General features: G+C 75.4%; 16 protein-coding genes. 4 read left to right on the top strand and 12 right to left on the bottom strand.

Annotated elements, in window-relative coordinates:
• Positions 1 to 4: 4 nt before the first annotated feature.
• On the bottom strand, positions 5 to 1117 hold the full coding sequence (locus O7618_RS16395) for an ATP-dependent DNA ligase (RefSeq protein ID WP_278106959.1): 1113 nt from the start codon (positions 1115 to 1117) through the stop codon (positions 5 to 7).
• 135 nt (positions 1118 to 1252) lie between these two features.
• On the opposite strand from O7618_RS16395, the gene O7618_RS16390 reads away from it, so the two are divergent.
• Together O7618_RS16390 and O7618_RS16385 are read left to right on the top strand one after the other, a co-directional pair.
• The gene (locus O7618_RS16390; protein WP_091070645.1) at positions 1253 to 1465 is read left to right on the top strand and encodes a hypothetical protein; all 213 of its coding nucleotides are present in this window, start codon (positions 1253 to 1255) and stop codon (positions 1463 to 1465) included.
• 85 nt (positions 1466 to 1550) lie between these two features.
• Positions 1551 to 1973 carry an SRPBCC family protein gene (locus O7618_RS16385; protein WP_278106958.1) on the top strand — a complete coding sequence of 141 codons (423 nt, stop codon included), beginning with the start codon at positions 1551 to 1553 and terminating at the stop codon, positions 1971 to 1973.
• Here the strand turns inward: O7618_RS16385 and O7618_RS16380 are convergent.
• Positions 1948 to 2436: a GNAT family N-acetyltransferase gene (locus tag O7618_RS16380; protein WP_278106957.1), complete on the bottom strand. Its 489-nt coding sequence runs from the start codon at positions 2434 to 2436 to the stop codon at positions 1948 to 1950. The two genes, O7618_RS16385 and O7618_RS16380, sit on opposite strands and share 26 nt — an antisense overlap.
• A 45-nt stretch (positions 2437 to 2481) precedes the next feature.
• On the opposite strand from O7618_RS16380, the gene O7618_RS16375 reads away from it, so the two are divergent.
• Positions 2482 to 3009, top strand: coding sequence for a DUF1990 domain-containing protein (locus O7618_RS16375; RefSeq protein ID WP_278106956.1), 528 nt, complete (start codon positions 2482 to 2484; stop codon positions 3007 to 3009).
• 4 nt (positions 3010 to 3013) lie between these two features.
• Here the strand turns inward: O7618_RS16375 and O7618_RS16370 are convergent, their stop codons facing one another.
• The 10 genes from O7618_RS16370 to O7618_RS16325 form a co-directional block, all read right to left on the bottom strand.
• Positions 3014 to 3928, bottom strand: a complete 915-nt coding sequence (locus tag O7618_RS16370) for a DNA-3-methyladenine glycosylase 2 family protein (RefSeq protein WP_278106955.1) — start codon at positions 3926 to 3928, stop codon at positions 3014 to 3016.
• Positions 3929 to 4103: 175 nt separating this feature from the next.
• Positions 4104 to 4760 carry a hypothetical protein gene (locus O7618_RS16365; protein WP_278106954.1) on the bottom strand — a complete coding sequence of 219 codons (657 nt, stop codon included), beginning with the start codon at positions 4758 to 4760 and terminating at the stop codon, positions 4104 to 4106.
• Positions 4761 to 4962: 202 nt separating this feature from the next.
• Positions 4963 to 5748, bottom strand: coding sequence for a zf-HC2 domain-containing protein (locus tag O7618_RS16360; RefSeq protein ID WP_278106953.1), 786 nt, complete (start codon positions 5746 to 5748; stop codon positions 4963 to 4965).
• Positions 5745 to 6446 (bottom strand): sigma-70 family RNA polymerase sigma factor, encoded by a 702-nt coding sequence (locus O7618_RS16355; protein WP_091070661.1) that lies wholly within the window; start codon positions 6444 to 6446, stop codon positions 5745 to 5747. The genes O7618_RS16360 and O7618_RS16355 overlap by 4 nt, the downstream gene beginning before the upstream one ends.
• Positions 6447 to 6528: 82 nt before the next feature.
• Positions 6529 to 7386: a fused MFS/spermidine synthase gene (locus O7618_RS16350; RefSeq protein WP_278106952.1), complete on the bottom strand. Its 858-nt coding sequence runs from the start codon at positions 7384 to 7386 to the stop codon at positions 6529 to 6531.
• Positions 7386 to 8360: a hypothetical protein gene (locus O7618_RS16345; RefSeq protein WP_278106951.1), complete on the bottom strand. Its 975-nt coding sequence runs from the start codon at positions 8358 to 8360 to the stop codon at positions 7386 to 7388. The genes O7618_RS16350 and O7618_RS16345 overlap by 1 nt, the downstream gene beginning before the upstream one ends.
• Positions 8357 to 10831 carry an SMC family ATPase gene (locus O7618_RS16340; protein WP_278106950.1) on the bottom strand — a complete coding sequence of 825 codons (2475 nt, stop codon included), beginning with the start codon at positions 10829 to 10831 and terminating at the stop codon, positions 8357 to 8359. Before O7618_RS16340 ends, O7618_RS16345 begins: the two co-directional genes overlap by 4 nt.
• Complete coding sequence (locus tag O7618_RS16335) at positions 10831 to 11979, bottom strand: exonuclease SbcCD subunit D (RefSeq protein ID WP_278106949.1); 1149 nt, start codon at positions 11977 to 11979, stop codon at positions 10831 to 10833. Before O7618_RS16335 ends, O7618_RS16340 begins: the two co-directional genes overlap by 1 nt.
• Before the next feature lie 12 nt (positions 11980 to 11991).
• A complete protein-coding gene (locus tag O7618_RS16330) occupies positions 11992 to 13740 on the bottom strand; it encodes an ATP-binding protein (RefSeq protein WP_278106948.1) in 1749 nt (582 codons plus the stop codon).
• 873 nt (positions 13741 to 14613) lie between these two features.
• On the bottom strand, positions 14614 to 15405 hold the full coding sequence (locus tag O7618_RS16325) for a pyrimidine reductase family protein (protein ID WP_278106946.1): 792 nt from the start codon (positions 15403 to 15405) through the stop codon (positions 14614 to 14616).
• Positions 15406 to 15555: 150 nt separating this feature from the next.
• On the opposite strand from O7618_RS16325, the gene O7618_RS16320 reads away from it, so the two are divergent.
• Positions 15556 to 16101 carry a plasmid pRiA4b ORF-3 family protein gene (locus O7618_RS16320; RefSeq protein ID WP_278110034.1) on the top strand — a complete coding sequence of 182 codons (546 nt, stop codon included), beginning with the start codon at positions 15556 to 15558 and terminating at the stop codon, positions 16099 to 16101.
• Positions 16102 to 16202: the final 101 nt, after the last annotated feature.

Here is a 16202-nt window from a genome sequence, read left to right as displayed (position 1 = left end):
CAGGCTACGCCCGGCCGCCGGCGTCGCTCACCGTCGCCGCCGGATCGCCGCGCAGCACCTCGTCGACGTCGAAGCGGACCGGGCGGTCGAGCTGGCCGTAGTCGCACGAGCGGGGGTCGCGGTCGGGGCGCCAGCGCAGGAACCGGGCGGTGTGCCGCAGCCGGTCGCCCTCCATCGCGTCGTAGGCCACCTCGACCACCAGCTCCGGGCGCAGCGGCTCCCACTCCAGGTTCTTGCCGCCGGTCCACCGGCTCACCCCGCCCGGGATGCGCTGGCCCCGCTCGTGGTCGCCGTGCACCCACGGGTGGTCGGCGCCGACGTCGCGGTAGGGCTCCAGCTCGTCGAGCAGCTCCTTGCGGCGGGCCATGGTGAACGAGGAGCTGACGCCGATGTGGTGCAGCAACCCGTCGTCGCCGTAGAGGCCGAGCAGCAGTGAACCGACCACCGGGCCGGACTTGTGCCAGCGGAAGCCGGCCACCACCGCGTCCGCCGTGCGGGCGTGCTTGACCTTGGACATCAGCCGCTTGCCCGGCTCGTAGGGCAGATCGGCCGGCTTGACGATGAGCCCGTCCAGGCCGGCGCCCTCGAACACCTCGAACCAGCGCCGGGCCGTCTCCGGGTCGGTGGTCACCTGGGTCACGTGCACGGGAGGCCGGACCCCGGCCAGGGCCCGCTCCAGCCGCTCCCGGCGCTGCGGGTAGGGCTGGGCGGTCAACAGCTCGTCGTCGACGGCGAGCAGGTCGAACGCGACGAAGTCGGCGGGCGTGGTCTCGGCCAGCAGCTTCACCCGGGAGGCGGCCGGATGGATGCGCTGCGCCAGCAGCTCGAAGTCGAGCCTGGGCTGCCCGCCCGGGCCGTCCCGGCGGATCACGATCAGCTCGCCGTCGACCGCGCAGCGGGGCGGGAGCTGGCGGCGCGCCTGCTCCACCACCTCGGGGAAGTAGCGGGTCATCGGCTTGCCGCCCCGGCTGGCCAGCTCGACCTCGTCGCCGTCACGGAAGACGATGCACCGGAAGCCGTCCCACTTGGGCTCGTAGGTCAGGCCGGGATCGGTGGGGAGTTGGGCCACGCTCTTGGCCAGCATCGGCTCGACCGGCGGGTTGATCGGCAGGTCCACGGCGACCAGTCAACCAGACCCCACCGACGGTGGTGAGCCAGATCACCGCCCGGCCCGGGTGGCGTGTCCCGTCCCGGCTTCCTTCGTCACCGCCGACCGGATGGCGGAACCGCAGGTCAGAGCTACCGTCGCGGCGTGCCGGAGTGGAGCTGCGGATGCTGCGGACGCTGGCGGGTCAGCGTGGAGCTGGTGCGCGGGCGGTACCGCTACCGGCTGGCGCACCGCTATCCGCCGGAGCACGGCGGCGGCGCGAACGTGGTCGGCGAGGCGGGCTCGGTCGCCGAGCTGGAGCGCCTGCTCCGGCGGTACGCCCCGGTCGGCCTGGCCGATCTCCACGAGGCCGCCTGACTCCCCACCCCACCCATGGCTCGGGGCGGCGGGGGATGCGGGGCGGGCCTAGGCTGAGGCGGGGCTGCTTCGGGGGAGGGACGCCATGCGGTTCGTGGAGGTCGTCGAGATCGCCGCCGACGTCGAGCGGGTCTGGGCGGTGCAGACCGACGTGGAGCGCTGGCCGGAGTGGACGCCCTCGGTCACCGCCGCCCGCCGGCTGGAGCCCGGGCCGCTGGTCCTCGGCTCGACCGCCCGGCTCACCCAGCCCCGCCTGCGTCCCGCCGTGTGGCGGGTCACCGAGATCGAGCCGCCGCACGCCTTCGTCTGGGAGTCCGCCGCCCCCGGCGTGCGCAGCCGGGGCGAGCACCGGCTGGTCCCGCTGGACGACGGGCGCACCCGCGCCGAGCTGGCGCTGACCCAGACCGGCCCGCTGGCCGGGCTGGTCGGGCTGTTCGGCGGCGCCACCATGCGCCGCTACCTCCGGCAGGAGGCGGACGGGCTCAGGCGTCGCTGCGAGCGGGGCTGACCTTCTCCAGCACCGCCAACCGGTTGCCGTTCTCGTCGTCCCGGTGCGCCACCACCCGGTAGCCGCGCCGGGCGTACCGGACCAGGTTGTCGGTGCTCTGCGCGCCGGTGAACAGCGCGAACCGCGCCACCCGGCCGGCGCAGGCCCGCTCCACCGCACTCAGCAGCCGCCCACCGATGCCGTGCCCCTGCTGGTCCGGGGCGACCGAGAGCCGGCCCACGTGGGCGGTGTCACCGTCGAGGCGGGCCCGCACCGAGCCGACCAGGCGGGCGCCGCGCCGGGCGGCGAGCACCACGGCCGGGCCGGCCAGCGCCGCCCGGACCTCGTCCAGCGTCTCGGTCAGCGGGGGCAGGAACAGGTCCCGGTAGCGTTGCGCCTCCACCAGGTATGCCGCGCGCTGCACGGTGAGGATCTCACCGGCGTCCGAGGCGACGGCGGGGGCGATGGTCACGTCGTCGGTCACCGGCTCAGCTCAGCACATCCGCCGCGGGCGGTCGTACCCTGGCGGGTGTCCCCGCGCGAGGAGGTGGCCGACGTGGCCGAGCTGACGTACCCCGAGGTGGGAGCGACCCGCGACGGCGGCCTGCCGGCCGGCTACCACCACCTGCGCCACCGGGTCCGGCTGCCGGACGGCGGCTTCCCGGTCGCGGCGGACGCGGTGCTCGGCTGGCGGCTGCACCGCGCCGCCGGCGTGGTGATGCGCGCCGACGCGCCGCGCGCCGCGCCCGGGGTGCGGGTCACGCCGGGCCTCGGCGTCGGTCCGGCGCGCCTCTGGGGCCCGACCGAGGTGGTCTGGGCGGTCGACGAACCGGACCGGGCCGGCTTCGGCTACGGCACGCTGCCCGGGCACCCGGAGATCGGCGAGGAGGCGTTCCTGGTCACCCGTGGTCCCGGCGGGACCTTCTTCGAGGTGACCGCGTTCAGTCGGCCGGCACACTGGTACGTGCGGGCCGCCGGGCCGGTCACCCGGGGCTTCCAGTTGGTGTACGCCTGGTGGCTGGGGCGCACGCTGCGCCGGCTCTGCGCCGGCCGCTGACCGGTCAGTAGCGGGCGAAGGAGCGGATCGGGGCGCGCGGCCCGTACCTCGGCGCCTGGACGCCGGCCGCCTCCAGCAGCACGCACACCCGCCCCCGGTGACCGGCGAACGGCTCCAGCAGCGCCAGCATCCGCGCGTCGTCCCCGCGCGGCTCCCCGGCCAGCGCCCAGGCCACGGTGTTCGGCACGTGGTAGTCGCCGACGCTCACCGCGTCCGGGTCCCCGTACGCGATCCGGACCACCTCGGCGGCGGTCCACGGCCCGATGCCGGCGATCGCGGTGAGCCGGCGGGTGGCCTCGGCCGCGTCCGGGCAGCGTTCCAGCCGGTCCGCGACGGCCGCCGCGCGGCGCAGCGTGTCCGCCCGGCGCTGCTCCACCCCGAACGGGTGGAACACCCAGTACGGCGTGGCCGCCACCGCGGCCGGCTCCGGCGGCAGCAGCAGCGGCTGCAGCGGACCCGGCGCCGGCTCGCGGAAGTGCCGCACGGTCGCGGCGTACGCCCGGTACGCCTCCTTGCCGGTGACCTTCTGCTCGAAGACGGCCCGCAGCAGCCGCGCGAAGACCTGGCCGGTGGCCGGCATCCGCAGCCCGTGGTGCTGACGGGCCAGCCGGGCCACCAGCGGGTGCCGGGCGGCCAGCGCGGGGAACCCGGTCAGGTCGTCGCGCAGCCCGGCCACCCCGTCGGCGCGGTCGATCACCCACGCCGCGCCCGGCCCGTACCCCTCGGCGACCAACTCGCCGGCCTCCGGTCGCAGCGTCAGCGTGGCCGGACCGTCCGGGGTGCGGGCGGCCCACCAGAAACTGCCGGCGGCGATCCGCGCGCACGGGTCGTAGGGGCTGAACGTCAGCGCCCGCACCGAGGCGGCGAGTCGGTAGCCGGCCGGCGGGCGCAGCGTCCGGCGGGCGGCGGGCGAGGTCACCCCGCCACTCTGCCACGCGTGCTCGTCGTGACGGCGGACACCGCCGCACGCTGCGGGCGCGCGGTGGTGTCCGTGCCGGGAGGCGGGGCGATGCCGGTGCGCCCCACCTCCCGGGTCCACGACGGTGACCGGCCGCGCCCTCCCCGGCGGCGGCCGGTCACCGTGTCCGGTGCGGTCAGTACGAGTAGTCCGAGCCGCCGCCCGAGCTGCCCGAGTCACCGGACGCCGGCGGGGCGACCGCCTTCGGGGTGCCCGTCGGCAGGCAGGTCAGGTTCTTCTTGCCGTTCGGGTCGACGACGAACCAGGTGCCGCCGACGCCCTGGCCCTTCCACTGGCCCGGCTTCTTGTCGCCGACGTAGCGGTAGACCGGCCAGTCGCCGATGGTGATCTGGCGGGTGCCGTCCTGCCGGGTGACCGTGCCGACCTTGTCGTCGGAGACGCCCTGGAGCTGCGGGTTGCCGTCGGTCAGCGCCGGCGGCCAGACCTCGGCGCACTTGTCCACGCAGTTGGACTGCGCCGGGTTCGACGAGTCCTTGTCGAACCGGTACAACACCCAGCCGTCCTGGTCGGTGACGACCTTGCCCATCCGGGGCAGCTTCTTGCCGACCAACTGGTCGGTGAGCTTCACGTCCGACGGGGGCGCCTTGTCGGCGGCCGGCTCCTCGGGTGAGGCCGACGCCTCCGGTTCGGCAGCCGCGGTGGGCTCGGCCGCGGCGACGGCGACCGGCTCCGCCGCGCCCGAGTTCGCCCCGTTGTAGCCCGCGGGGGCGCAGGCCGTAAGTGCGACCATCGCGCTCGCGACGATGACGGTCGTCCGCATGTGGTGTGCCACGTGCCCTCCTCGTTCTTGGCAGTTCGCCGAGTAGTACGGGCGACGGTGCTGTCAAGGTTGAACCGGGAAGGGTGGTCCATTTCACAGTGGATCGGTTGAACCGTTCCCGCCCGGCGCGCGTGCGGCACCACGAGGGGAGAGTCCGCGAAACGACGCGACGGCGCCGGGCGGCCAAGCCGCCCGGCGCCGTCGGCACGGTGGATCAGAGGTCGGCGACCGTCACCAGCGGGCTCGCCACCCCGTTGACGTCCACCGACTGCACCTGGACCTTCGCGATGTCACCCAGCGGGGCCGAGGTGGACGCGGTCAGCTCCAACCCGAGCGGGTTCTGGTTGGTGCCGTAGCCGCTGCCCGGCACCGACCACGTGCCGACCACCTCGCTGGTGGCGTTCTTGCGCACCACCAGCAGCCGGCAGGTGCGCGGACCCGGTAGCCGGTTCAGTTGCAGGCTGATCTGGGTGCCGTACTCCTTCTTCGCCAGCCACATCGTGGTCTTCACACCGGTGCCCGGGTCGGTGGCATTGTGCTCGTCACCCTCGATCTCCCGGTCACCGCCCAGGCCCGGCCGGTTCGGGTCGGTCGGGGTGGTGCTGCTCGGCGCCGCGGTGGGCACACTCCGCGTCGGCCCGGCCTGCGGCGTCGACGGCGCCTCGCCGCCGAGGAACCCGGCCGCGACAGCGCTCAGGCCACCGAACACGACGACCGCCGCCGCGGTGGCGAGCAACTGCCGCACCCGGGTACGCCGGCGGTCCCGCCGCACCGACACCAGCGTCCGGTCCAGCAGCGCCGGATCGGTGTGCGTCTGCTCCAGCGCGGCCATCGACTCGCCGTCGATGTCGGCGAGCATCCCCACCACCGGCACCATCGTCTCCAGTTCCGCCGCACACGCCCAGCAGGTGGCCAGGTGCTCCTCGAACCGCTCGGCGTCCTGTGCGTCCAGCACGCCGAGCGCATACGCGGCGACGTCCATGTGGTCGGCCCGGCTCATTCCGTCACCCCCCTCTCCTGCAGAGCGGTGCGCAGCGCGCGCAGCGCGTAGTAGACCCGGGACTTGGCGGTGCCGAGCGGAAGGCCCAGCTCCTCCGCCGCCTCGGGCACGGTCCGACCGCGGAAGTACGTCGCCACCAGGATCTCCCGGTGCGACTGGCTCAGGGTACGCAGCGCGTCCGCCACGGTCATCGTGCGCAGCACCCGGTCGGTGCTGTCCGACTCGGCGAACGCGGTCAGGTCCCGGTCGTACGTCTCCGCCGGGCGGGCCTGCTCACTGCGGTGCTCGTCGATGGCGATCCGCCGGGCCACCGTGACCAGCCACGGCCGCAGCGAACCCTGGCCCGGCCCGCCGAGACGGTGCGCGTTGCGCCAGGCCCGCAGCAGCGTCTCCTGCACGATGTCCTCGGCGCGCTGCCGGTCCCCACCGGTCAGCCGCATCACGAACATCAGCAGCGGGCCGGCGTGTTCGGCGTAGAGCAGGCGGATCAGCTGGTCCGAGTGACTGGCCTCGGCGGAGGTCGCCTGGTGGCGGCCGGGTGCGGGTCGCGGGGGCGGCACCGGGTCATTCTGGCGATCGGCGGGACGCGCGTCGACCCCCCGGGTCGAGCGCGACGCGCGCGAGTGCGGCTGTGCCCGGGCGAACATCCACTCGGGCCTCGCCACCTCGCCGTGCCAGCCGGCCGCCACCGCATGCATGCAGACCTCCGGTGTCCAATGACATCAGCCGGCCCCCCACGGGCATGGCCGCCCGGGGATACGCACCGGTCCGCCGATCGGATCAACGTTTGACGGAAAAAATTCCTGGCGGCGGTGGCGTGGAGTCGACGGCGTCCGCGTCGCGCACCACCGGCAACCCGCCGGCGAACCGGTCCAGCTCGTCACCGGCCACCACCCGACCGGGGAACCAGTCGCCGGCCGCGCGTCGGGCCAGCTCCGGCACCGGCGGCTCCACCCGGGACGCCACCAGCACCAGGTTGCCGTAGCGCCGGCCGCGCAGCACCGCCGCGTCGCCCACCAGGCACGCCCGGGGCAGCACGGTACGCACGGTGGCGACCTGCCCGCGGGCGTGCCGCAGCGGCGGGCCGTCGGCCACGTTCGCCAGGTAACAGCCGTCGGGCGCCAGCACCCGGGCCACCTCGGCGGCGTACTCCACCGAGGTCAGGTGGGCGGGCGTGCGGGCGCCGGCGAACACGTCCGCGACGATCACGTCGTACCCGCCGTCGCGGCTGGACGACAGCGTGGCCCGGGCGTCGGCCACCCGCACCCGCAGCCGGGGGTCGGACGGCCAGGGCAACTCCCGCCGAACCAGCTCCACCAGCGCGCCGTCCACCTCGGACACCCGCTGCGTCGAGCCGGGCCGGGTGGCCTGGACGTAGCGGGGCAGGGTGAGCGCGCCGCCGCCCAGGTGCAGCACCCGCAGCGGTGTGCCGGCGGGCGCCACCAGGTCGAGCGCGGCGGCCAGCCGGCGGACGTACTCGAACTCCAGATGCGTCGGATCGGCCAGGTCCACGTGCGACTGCGGCGCGCCGTCCAGCAGCAGCGTCCACGAGCGGGGTCGGTCCCGGTCCGGCACCAGCTCGGCCCGGCCGGTGTCCACGTCCGCCGCCATCCGGTCGGCGTCGCGCCGCCGGCCCATCAGCGCCGGATCCCGCGCGCCGCCGAGGTGAGCACCCGGTGCAGCAGCCGCGCGTCGCCGAGCATCCCGCGCAGCCGGCGTTCCAGCCCGGCGATCGGCACCAGGTTCTGCGGGGCGCGCGGGTCCTTGTACGGCGTGGACGCGAACCGGGGCAGCGTGACCAGCGACAGGTCGGCCAGCGCGATCGCCTCCGGCACGGTCAGGTCGGCCGAGCACTCCATCCGCACGATGCCCGCCCAGGGCGCCCCGGCGGCCACCGGCAGTCGCAGATACCAGGACCAGCCGCCCCACGCCGTGCCCAGCCGGAACACCGGGCAGCGCTGACCCGGCGCCAACCCGGTCACCACCGCGGTGAGCCGGGCGTCCAGATACTGGCTGTGCTGGGTCTTGATGTAGCCGAGGGTGCGCGGCAGGTTACGCCGGCTGCGCAGCGGACCGTCCACCACCAGCAGGTCGCCGTCGGCGCGCACCGCGTCGGAGACGGCCACCTCCAGCGCGGTGAGCGGGCCCTGCACCGCGGCCGGCAGCTTGCTCAGCTCGCCGGTGCCGCCGACCCGGTGCACCGGGTAACGGATCGCGCCGGCCACCACGTCCTGCGCCGACGGGCTGGCGGTGAACAACCCCCGCCCCACCCGGGCCCCGGCCAGCTCGGCGGCGCCCCGGTCCAGGTCGCAGCGGACCACCCCGGCGGCGTACGAGGCGGCGATGCCGGGGAACGAGCCGCCGTCCTCCTCGGCCGTCCAGACGCTGGCGTCGATCCGGCGTACCCCGTCGACGAGCAGCACCACGTCCGGCGCCCGCACGCCCGGGCGGACGTCGATCGCCCGCCAGTCGGTGACCGGCAGCTCGACGTCGGCCTCCACCTGCGCGCTGCTCGGCGCCGCCGGCCCGGTCCCGCCGGCGGCCTCGAACGACGCACCGTAGGCCGGATCCCACGAGTCGACGAAGAACCGGGCCTGTCCCGGCCGCGTCACAGGCCGGTCCGCTCGATGCGCGCGGTGCGGGCGTCCTTGCGGACCTCGAAGCGCACCGGGATCCGCTCGGCGAGCGCCGGGACGTGGGTGACCACGCCGACCATCCGGTCGCCCCGGGCGGCCAGGTTCTCCAGCGTGGCCGCGACCGTGTCCAGCGTCGCCGCGTCCAGTGTGCCGAAGCCCTCGTCCAGCACGATCGACTCCAGGCTGGCCGCGCTCGTCGACATGCCCGCGAGCTGCTCCGACAACGCCAGCGCCAGCGCCAGCGACGCCTGGAACGTCTCGCCGCCGGACAGCGTCCGCACCCCGCGCCGCAGCCCCGCGTCGTGGTGGTCGACGACGAAGAACTCTCCCTTGTCGTGGACCAGGTCGTACTGCCCGCCGGACAGCTCCCGCAGGATCCGCGACGCGCCGTCGACGAGCAGGTCCAGCGCCTCGGTGAGCAGCCACCGCTCGAAGTTGTTGGCCCGCAGGTGCCCGGCGAGCGCCCGTGCCACCCGCGCCTCGCGCTCGTGGCCGGACCGCTGCTCGCGCAGCTCGGTCGCCTGGTCGCGGCGCTCGGTGAGCCGGCGCAGCTCCGCCTCGGCCCGTTCGACCGCCACCGCCACGTCGCGCAGCGGGTCGGCCGGCGCGTCCAGCCCGGCGGCGGTGAACAGCGCGCCGATCCGGTCGGCGACCTCGCCCGCCGCCCGCTCGGCCGCCTCGACCGAGTCGGCCAGCCCGGCCCGGTCGGCCCGTCGCCGGTCGGCCTGCTCGCCCGCCCAGCCGGCCAGCGCCGCCCAGGCCCCGGCCACGTCGTCGCGGTCGGCGGCGGGCGGGCCGAACCGGACCAGCCCGTCGCGGACCGCGTCGAACTCGCGCCAGGCGCGGCGCAACCGGTCCTGCGCGCCGTCGAGCGTGCCGCGGGCCCGGCGGGCCGCCTCCCGGCCGGCCCGGACCGCGCCGGCCGCCTCGTCCAGCGCCGCCCGGAGCCGGGCGTGCTCGGCCAGCGACGCGCGCAGCGCGTCCGGCGCGGGCGCGTCGGCGAGCTGCCCGTCCAGCTCGGCCAGCCGGGCGGCGAGCCCGTCGTGCTCGGCCCGCGCCCGCAACAGCACCCGGTCCAGGTCGCGGGCGGCGGCGTCGCGCTCGGTCACCACCCGCTTGGCGACCTCGCTCGCCGCGCGTGCCGCCTTGCCGGCCGCGACCGCCCGGCTCACCGCCGAGCCCTTCGGCATCGCGGGCACGGTGGCGACCACCTGCTCGCACACCGGGCACGGCGCGCCGTCGACCAGGTGCGCCCGCAGCGCCACCGCCTGGTCGGCCGCCTTGGCCTCCTCGTGCGCCCGGAACGCCGCCTCCAGCTCGACCTCGGCCCGCTCGGCGTCGGCCCGCGCGCCCGCGAGCGCCGCGAGCGCCGCCTCGTGCTCGGCGGCCGCCGCGTCGACCGCCGCGCGGACCGTGGCCGCCTCGCCGGTCAACCGCTCCCGGTCGGCGTACGCCCGCAGTTGCACCCGTGACGCGCTCTCGTCGCCGGCCGCGGCCAGCTCGCCGCGGAGCTTCTCCTCCCGTTCCTCGGCCAGCCCCACCGCCGCGGTCGCCTCGTCGGCGGCCACCCGGGCCGCGGTCACCGCCCGGGCCAGCTCGGCGACGCCCTCCGGCGCCCGCACCCCGTCCAGCACACCCAGCTCGGCGTCGAGGTCGGCCAGCGCCGCCGCCCGCTCACCCGCCGTCGCCCGGGCGCGCTCCAGCTCTGGTACGGCCGCCTCGACCGCCCCGGCCAGCTCCCGCACCGCGTCGACCCGGCCCTGGGCGTCGGTCAGGCTCGCGTCGTCGACGTCGGCGAGGCCGCCGAGCACCTTGTCGACCGTCTCCAGCTTCGCCTCGGCCCGTCCGGCGCGCTCCACCGCCTTCTTCTGCACGCCCTCGTAGACGCCCAGCCCGAGCAGGTTGACCAGGATCTGCTGGCGGGTCGCCGGCTTGGCGTGCAGGAAGTCGGCGAACTGCCCCTGCGGCAGCACCACGCAGGAGGTGAACTGTTCGTAGGGCAGCCCGACCGCGTCGAGCACCGCCTGTTCCATCTCGGCCGGCGTGCCGGCCACCACGTCGCCCAGGTCGTCCGGGCTGAGCCCGGTGTCGAGCTTGGTGACGTCGAACCCCTGCGGCATGAGCTGGAGCCCGGCGTTCGCCGTCTTCACCGTGCCCCGGCCGTCGCGGCGCACCACCCGGGTGGCGACGTAGCGGTCGCCGGCGGACTCGAAGACCAGCCGGACCCGGGCCTCGGTGGCCGACGGCGCGAGCGCGTTGGCCAGCCCCCGCGCGCCGCCCCAGCGGGGCACCGTGCCGTAGAGCGCGAAGCAGATCGCGTCGAGCACCGTGGACTTGCCCGAGCCGGTCGGGCCGACGAGCGCGAAGAAGTCGGCGTCGGTGAAGTCGACGGTGGTCTCCTCGCGGAAGACGGTGAAGCCGGCCATGTCCAACCGCATCGGCCGCATCAGTGCTCGACCTCCTCGAGCAACTCGTCGAAGAGTTCCCGGACGCCCTCGTCGGCGTGGCCGCGGCTGCCCAGATAGTCGGCGAACAACTCGCGTGGAGAACGACCGGCCCGCTGGGCGGTGCGGGTGCCGCTGCCCGGCGCCGGCATCAGCTCCGGGTCGATCCGGATCTCCAACGCGCGGGGGAGCAGCTCCTGCACCTCCTCGCGCAGCCCGGCCCGGGGCTGCTCCCGGACGAAGACCCGCAGCCACCCGTCGGGCGGCTCGACCTCGGCGAGCTGGGCGAGCGTGCCGCGCACGGTGCGCAGCGGCACCGCGCCGGGCACCGGCACCTCCCGGACCCGCGCGGCCGTGGTGGCGGTGACCTCCACGACCGTCACCGAGCCGACGTTCTCCTGCTCGCCGAAGTCGACCGCGAGCGGGCTGCCGCTGTAGCGGATCGGGCAGGGGCCGATGACCCGCTGCGAGCGGTGCAGGTGGCCCAGCGCCACGTAGTGCGCGTTGCCCGGAAAGACGGTGGCCGGCACCGCGTAGCCGAGCACGGTGTGCGCATCCCGCTCGCCGCCGCCGGTGCTCGCACCGACCACGGTCAGGTGGGCGGTGACCAGGTGTACCCGATCCGGCTCGGTGAACCCCTCGGCCAGCTTGTCGAGCACCCGGCCCAGGTGGTCGGCGTAGGTCTGGTTGGCCTCGGCCGGCGTCAGCGCGTACATCTCCACCGCGCGGACGGCGTAGCGCTGGGACAGGAACGGCAGCGCGGCCACCTGCCAGCGCTCGCCGTCGCGGGTCACCCCGTCGACCACGTGCTCGGCCGGGCTCTCCCGGACGCTGCCGCGCAGCGTGATGCCGGCGGCGTCGGCCCAGGGCCGCAGCGCGTCGAGCGCCGCGCCGTTGTCGTGGTTGCCGCCGATCGCCACCACGTCCGCGCCGGTGCGGCGCAGCGCGGTCAACGCCCGGGTGACCAGCCGGGTGGCCTCCGGCGTCGGCGCGGCGGTGTCGTAGAGGTCGCCGGCGACGATCACCAGGTCGGGCCGCTCGTCGCGGGCGATGTCGATCACCTGGGCGAGGACCTGCGTGTGCTCCTCGGCCCGGGACTGCCCCTTGAGGACCTTGCCGACGTGCCAGTCGGAGGTGTGCAGGATCTTCATGGTGAGTGCCGCCTAGAACGGGATGTCGTCGTCGGAGGAGCCGGAGCCGACCACCGCGAACGGATCGGCGGACTGCGTGATCGACCGTAGCGTCTCCGACGGCGGGCGGCCTGCCTCAGAGACCCGGGTGGCCCACGCCGGGAACGGGAACTCCAGGCAGAGCGGCACCGGGATGTCGGGCTGGTTGACGAACATGGTGCCCGGCTTGGCCAGCAGCGCCCGCTGCCGTTGGGCGGGCGGGAGGAAGCCGTATTCCGGGCGGGACGCCTCGGCCGGGTCGAGCCGACCCACCACCCGGATCGCCGAGTTGGTGACAATCCGCCGCTCGACCTCGCTCGCGGTCTGCTGCGCGCCGACCAGGATCACCCCCAGCGAGCGGCCCCGCTCGGCGATGTCGAGCAGCACCTCCTTGATCGGGGAGGAACCCTCGCGGGGGGCGTACTTGTTCAGCTCGTCGAGCACGACGAAGAGCAACGGCTTGGCGGTGCCGGCCTTCTCCTTGCGCTCGAACTCGCTCTTCAGCGTCACGCCGACCACGAAGCGCTGCGCGCGGTCCGGCAGGTTGTGCAGGTCGACCACGGTGACCTGGGCGCTCTCCGCCGTGTTGATGGAGTGCGGCCGGCGGGCGGCCAGGTCGCCGCGGATCAGCCGGCCCAGGTCCTTCTTGCTGCCGATGAGCCGGCGGGCGAAGGCGTTGACCGTGCCCAGCCCGACCGCGCTGCCGGCCCACTCGCCCCGGGTCTCGTCGTCGTTGAGCTGCTCGACGACGTGGTCGACGAGGTCGGCGTAGGAGCCCAGGCGGACCCCGTCGATGCTCACGCCGCCGTCGGCGGGCTGGGCATGGCGGGCCAGGTGGGCGGCGACCGAGTGGACCACCATGGTGTATTGCTGGCGCTCGTCGTCGGCGTCGGCGAACACGTAGGGGAGCAGGCGGTCGGCGCAGAACTCGCTGAGCGTCCAGTAGAAGCTGTCGACGCCGGTGAGCCGGCTGCTCACGTCGGGCGTGCCGGAGGAGTCGCCGACCCGGGGCGGGGCGTAGACCCGCACGTCGGGGAACGCACCGGCGTCGAGGCCGAGCTTCGCGTACGCCGCGCGGGTCGGGTCGTCGAGGCGGCTGTTGGGGTGGTCGAGGAAGAGCAGGTCCTCGCCCTTGACGTTGAAGATCAGCGCCTTGGCGTTGACCGCGTCGCCGCCGAGCACCCCGGAGCGGAACACCGAGTAGAGCAGGAAGGTGGCGAAGCTGGTCTTGGTGGCGACGCCGGAGATGCCGGAGATGGAGACGTGCGCGCCCCGGGTGCCGTCGAGGAAGTCGGCGTTGAGGTAGACCGGCACGCCGTCGCGGCCCATCCCCATCGGGATCCGCCGCTCCATCCGGTCGAAGTGCAGCGCCCGGGCCCGGGCGTCACCCTCGGCCCGGTGCACCACCGCGCCGGGGGTGGGCGGGACGTAGAACTCCGGGTCGACCCGGGTGGTGGTGACCTCGGCCGCCTCCTGCACCTGCGCCGGCAGCGTGCCGTCGGCGATGGCGAACACGTCGGAGTCGAACTGCGCCCCCTCGTGCCGGGCGCGCACCTGGGTCACCACGCCGGCGATGGTCACCGGCTCGCGGTCGGGCAGCTCGCGCCGGGTCACCACCACGTCGTCGAGTTGCAGGTAGCTCCCCGGTGCGACGGCGGTCCAGAAGGTGAGTGGGGTGGCGTCGGCGGTGCCGAGCACCCGGCCGACACCCTCGCCGGGCCCGTCGAGCTGGTCGTCGGTCATCGGCGGTCTCCGGTCGGCTGGTCGTTCCGGTCACGGCGCACGTCCTGCATCCTGCCCGAGGGATGCGACAGGTTGCCACGCGACGCGTCGGACGCCACGTCGGCGCGTCGCGACCGGTCGCCGCGCGGATCCGACCGGCCACGGTGCGTGCGATCCCGCCTCGGCGTGCCGCTCGGCGCGGGATCCCGCAGGGCGGCCGGAAGAGCGGGGGAGCGGGACGTGGCGTCGACGCGGGGCCGGCTGGTCGGGCTGTTCGCCCTGGCCACGGCCCTGCCGGCGGTCGAGGAGGCGACCCTCGTCGCGACCCGCTTCCACGCCGCGCAGGGACGGGCCCTTTCGCAGGCCCGCGGCGAGTCGGTCGGGCGGCCGGCTTCTGGCGTAACCGGGGTGTCGGCGTGGTCGGCATCCGGCGTGGCCGAGGTGTCGGTGCGGTGGCCGTCGGCGCGAACGGGGCGTTGGCGAGTCGATCGTCGGCGTGTCGGGGGAGGGGAACGGTCCGATCGAGAGCGATATACCGGAGAGGCATAAAAATGACTCTCCGGTATATCGCTGAAACCGGCCTGCCGCCCTCGTGACGACGCGCCGGGGTGACGACGCGGCCGGGGTGCGGCGTGGTCGGGGACGACGCGGCCGGGGTGCGGCGTGGTCGGGGACGACGCGGCCGGGGTGCGGCGTGGTCGGGGACGACGCGGCCGGGTTGCGGCGTGGTCGGGGACGACGCGGCCGGGTTGCGGCGTGGCCGGGGACGACGCGGCCGGGGTGCGGCGTGGCCGGGTGGGTGGCGTGGTCGGGAGGCGGCGCAGCCGGGTAGCTCGGGTCGGCATGCTGCCCGGTCGGTCCGGAACGGGCGCCGCGCGGCGGATGAGGGCGGGCTCAGGCGGCGGGCGCGGCGCCGGCGGGTCGTGGGCCGGCCGGTTCGTCCCCATCGCGGGCGTAGCGCAGCATCAGCACGGCGTCGGCGGCCAGCACGTGTCGCAGCGGCAGGTGGCGGGGGGCGCTCGCGGCGCCGGCGGTGATCCGGCCGGGGCCGGCCCCGGCCAGCAGGGGCGCCACCGTCAGGCACAGCTCGTCGACCAGGTCGGCGGCGGTGAGCGCGCCGAACAGGTGTGGTCCGCCCTCGCAGAGAACCTGGTCCAGCCCGCGGCGGCGCAGCTCGGCCAGGCCGGTCGTGAGGTCGACGCGGTCGGCGCCGCAGCGGACCAGGTCGACCACGTCGGCGAGCCCGGCCGGCGGTTCGGCATCGTCGCGGGTGAGCACCAGCGGCCGGACCGGGGCGTCGGCGAAGCACGCCTGGGCCGGGTCGAGGTCGAGCGAGCCGGAGACCACCACGAGCGTCGGAAATTCGGCCAGGCCCCGCTCCCGGCGCCAGGCGCGGCGTCCGGCGTCCAGCCGCACCGCGCGGTAGCCCTCGTGGCGCAGCGTGCCGGCGGCCACCAGCAGGCCGTCGCAGAGCATCCGCAGCATCCCGAAGACCCGCTTGTCCGGTTCGCCGGAGAGACCGGCGGAGTAACCGTCCAGGGTGACCGCGCCGTCCGCGCTGGCCACGAAGTTGACCCGCAGGTGCGGGCGCGCCGGCCGCCCGTAGAGCGCGGTGAGCTGCGGGTCGGCCAGCGGGCCGGTGACGGGCGCCGGCCAGATCCGTTCGATCGGGGTTCCGACGCTCATTCGCCGGCCGGACCGGTGACCGGTGGGGTGGGTTCGGCGGTACGGTGCTGGCAGTCGCACCACTTCCGGCCAGGACAGTCGTCGTGCCGCCGCTCCCGGCAGGCTCGGCAGATCATGCGGGCAGCCTATGCCGAGGAAGGACGGGACCACGTGCCGCGTCAGATCTTCCAGCTGATGGTGTCCGTGGCCGGGGTCCGGCCGCCGGTCTGGCGGCGGGTGCTGGTGCCGGGTGGTTACACGCTGGACCGGCTGCACCGGGTGCTCCAGCACGCGATCGGGTGGCGCGACTGCCACCTGCACTCGTTCGAGATCGACGGGCGGCAGTACGGCGAGCCCGACCCGGGCGGCGAGCTGGCGCTCGGCGACGAGCTGGACGCCCGGCTCGACGCGGTGGTGGGCAAGGGCGACCGGTTCCGCTACACCTACGACTTCGGTGACTGGTGGGAGCACGACCTGATCGTGGAGGACGTCTGCGCCGCCGACCCGGACGAGCGCTACCCGGTCTGCCTGGACGGGGAGCGGGCCGCCCCGCCGGAGGGCGTGGGTGGCCCGGAGGGTTACGCCGTGCTGCTGGCCGCGCTCGCCGATCCGGAGCATCCCGAGCACACGGTGATGCGTGAGTGGGCCGGCCCGGCGTTCGATCCGGCCGTCTTCGCCCCCGACCGCGCCACCACGTTGCTGCGTCGCTGCTGCTGACCGGCCCCGCGGGCGGGGCGGGAAGCACGCGGTAACGAAATGGGAACGCTCCCACCGGCCTATTGACACCCCTGTTACCTCCCGGCAATCTCATGGGAGCG

This window comes from Micromonospora sp. WMMD980, from assembly GCF_029626035.1.
GTDB lineage: Bacteria > Actinomycetota > Actinomycetes > Mycobacteriales > Micromonosporaceae > Micromonospora.
The sequence above is the reverse complement of the archived record's forward strand: the minus strand, read 5'-3'. Positions and strand labels throughout refer to the sequence as shown.

Bases quoted from the DNA above. Each gene is read 5' to 3' on its own strand.
- O7618_RS16385 (WP_278106958.1), top strand. From the start codon at position 1,551: ATGCGGTTCGTGGAGGTCGTCGAGATCGCCGCCGACGTCGAGCGGGTC.
- O7618_RS16355 (WP_091070661.1), bottom strand. From the start codon at position 6,446: ATGCATGCGGTGGCGGCCGGCTGGCACGGCGAGGTGGCGAGGCCCGAG.
- O7618_RS16335 (WP_278106949.1), bottom strand. From the start codon at position 11,979: ATGAAGATCCTGCACACCTCCGACTGGCACGTCGGCAAGGTCCTCAAG.
- O7618_RS16340 (WP_278106950.1), bottom strand. From the start codon at position 10,831: ATGCGGCCGATGCGGTTGGACATGGCCGGCTTCACCGTCTTCCGCGAG.
- O7618_RS16330 (WP_278106948.1), bottom strand. From the start codon at position 13,740: ATGACCGACGACCAGCTCGACGGGCCCGGCGAGGGTGTCGGCCGGGTG.
- O7618_RS16360 (WP_278106953.1), bottom strand. From the start codon at position 5,748: ATGAGCCGGGCCGACCACATGGACGTCGCCGCGTATGCGCTCGGCGTG.
- O7618_RS16350 (WP_278106952.1), bottom strand. From the start codon at position 7,386: ATGGGCCGGCGGCGCGACGCCGACCGGATGGCGGCGGACGTGGACACC.
- O7618_RS16325 (WP_278106946.1), bottom strand. From the start codon at position 15,405: ATGAGCGTCGGAACCCCGATCGAACGGATCTGGCCGGCGCCCGTCACC.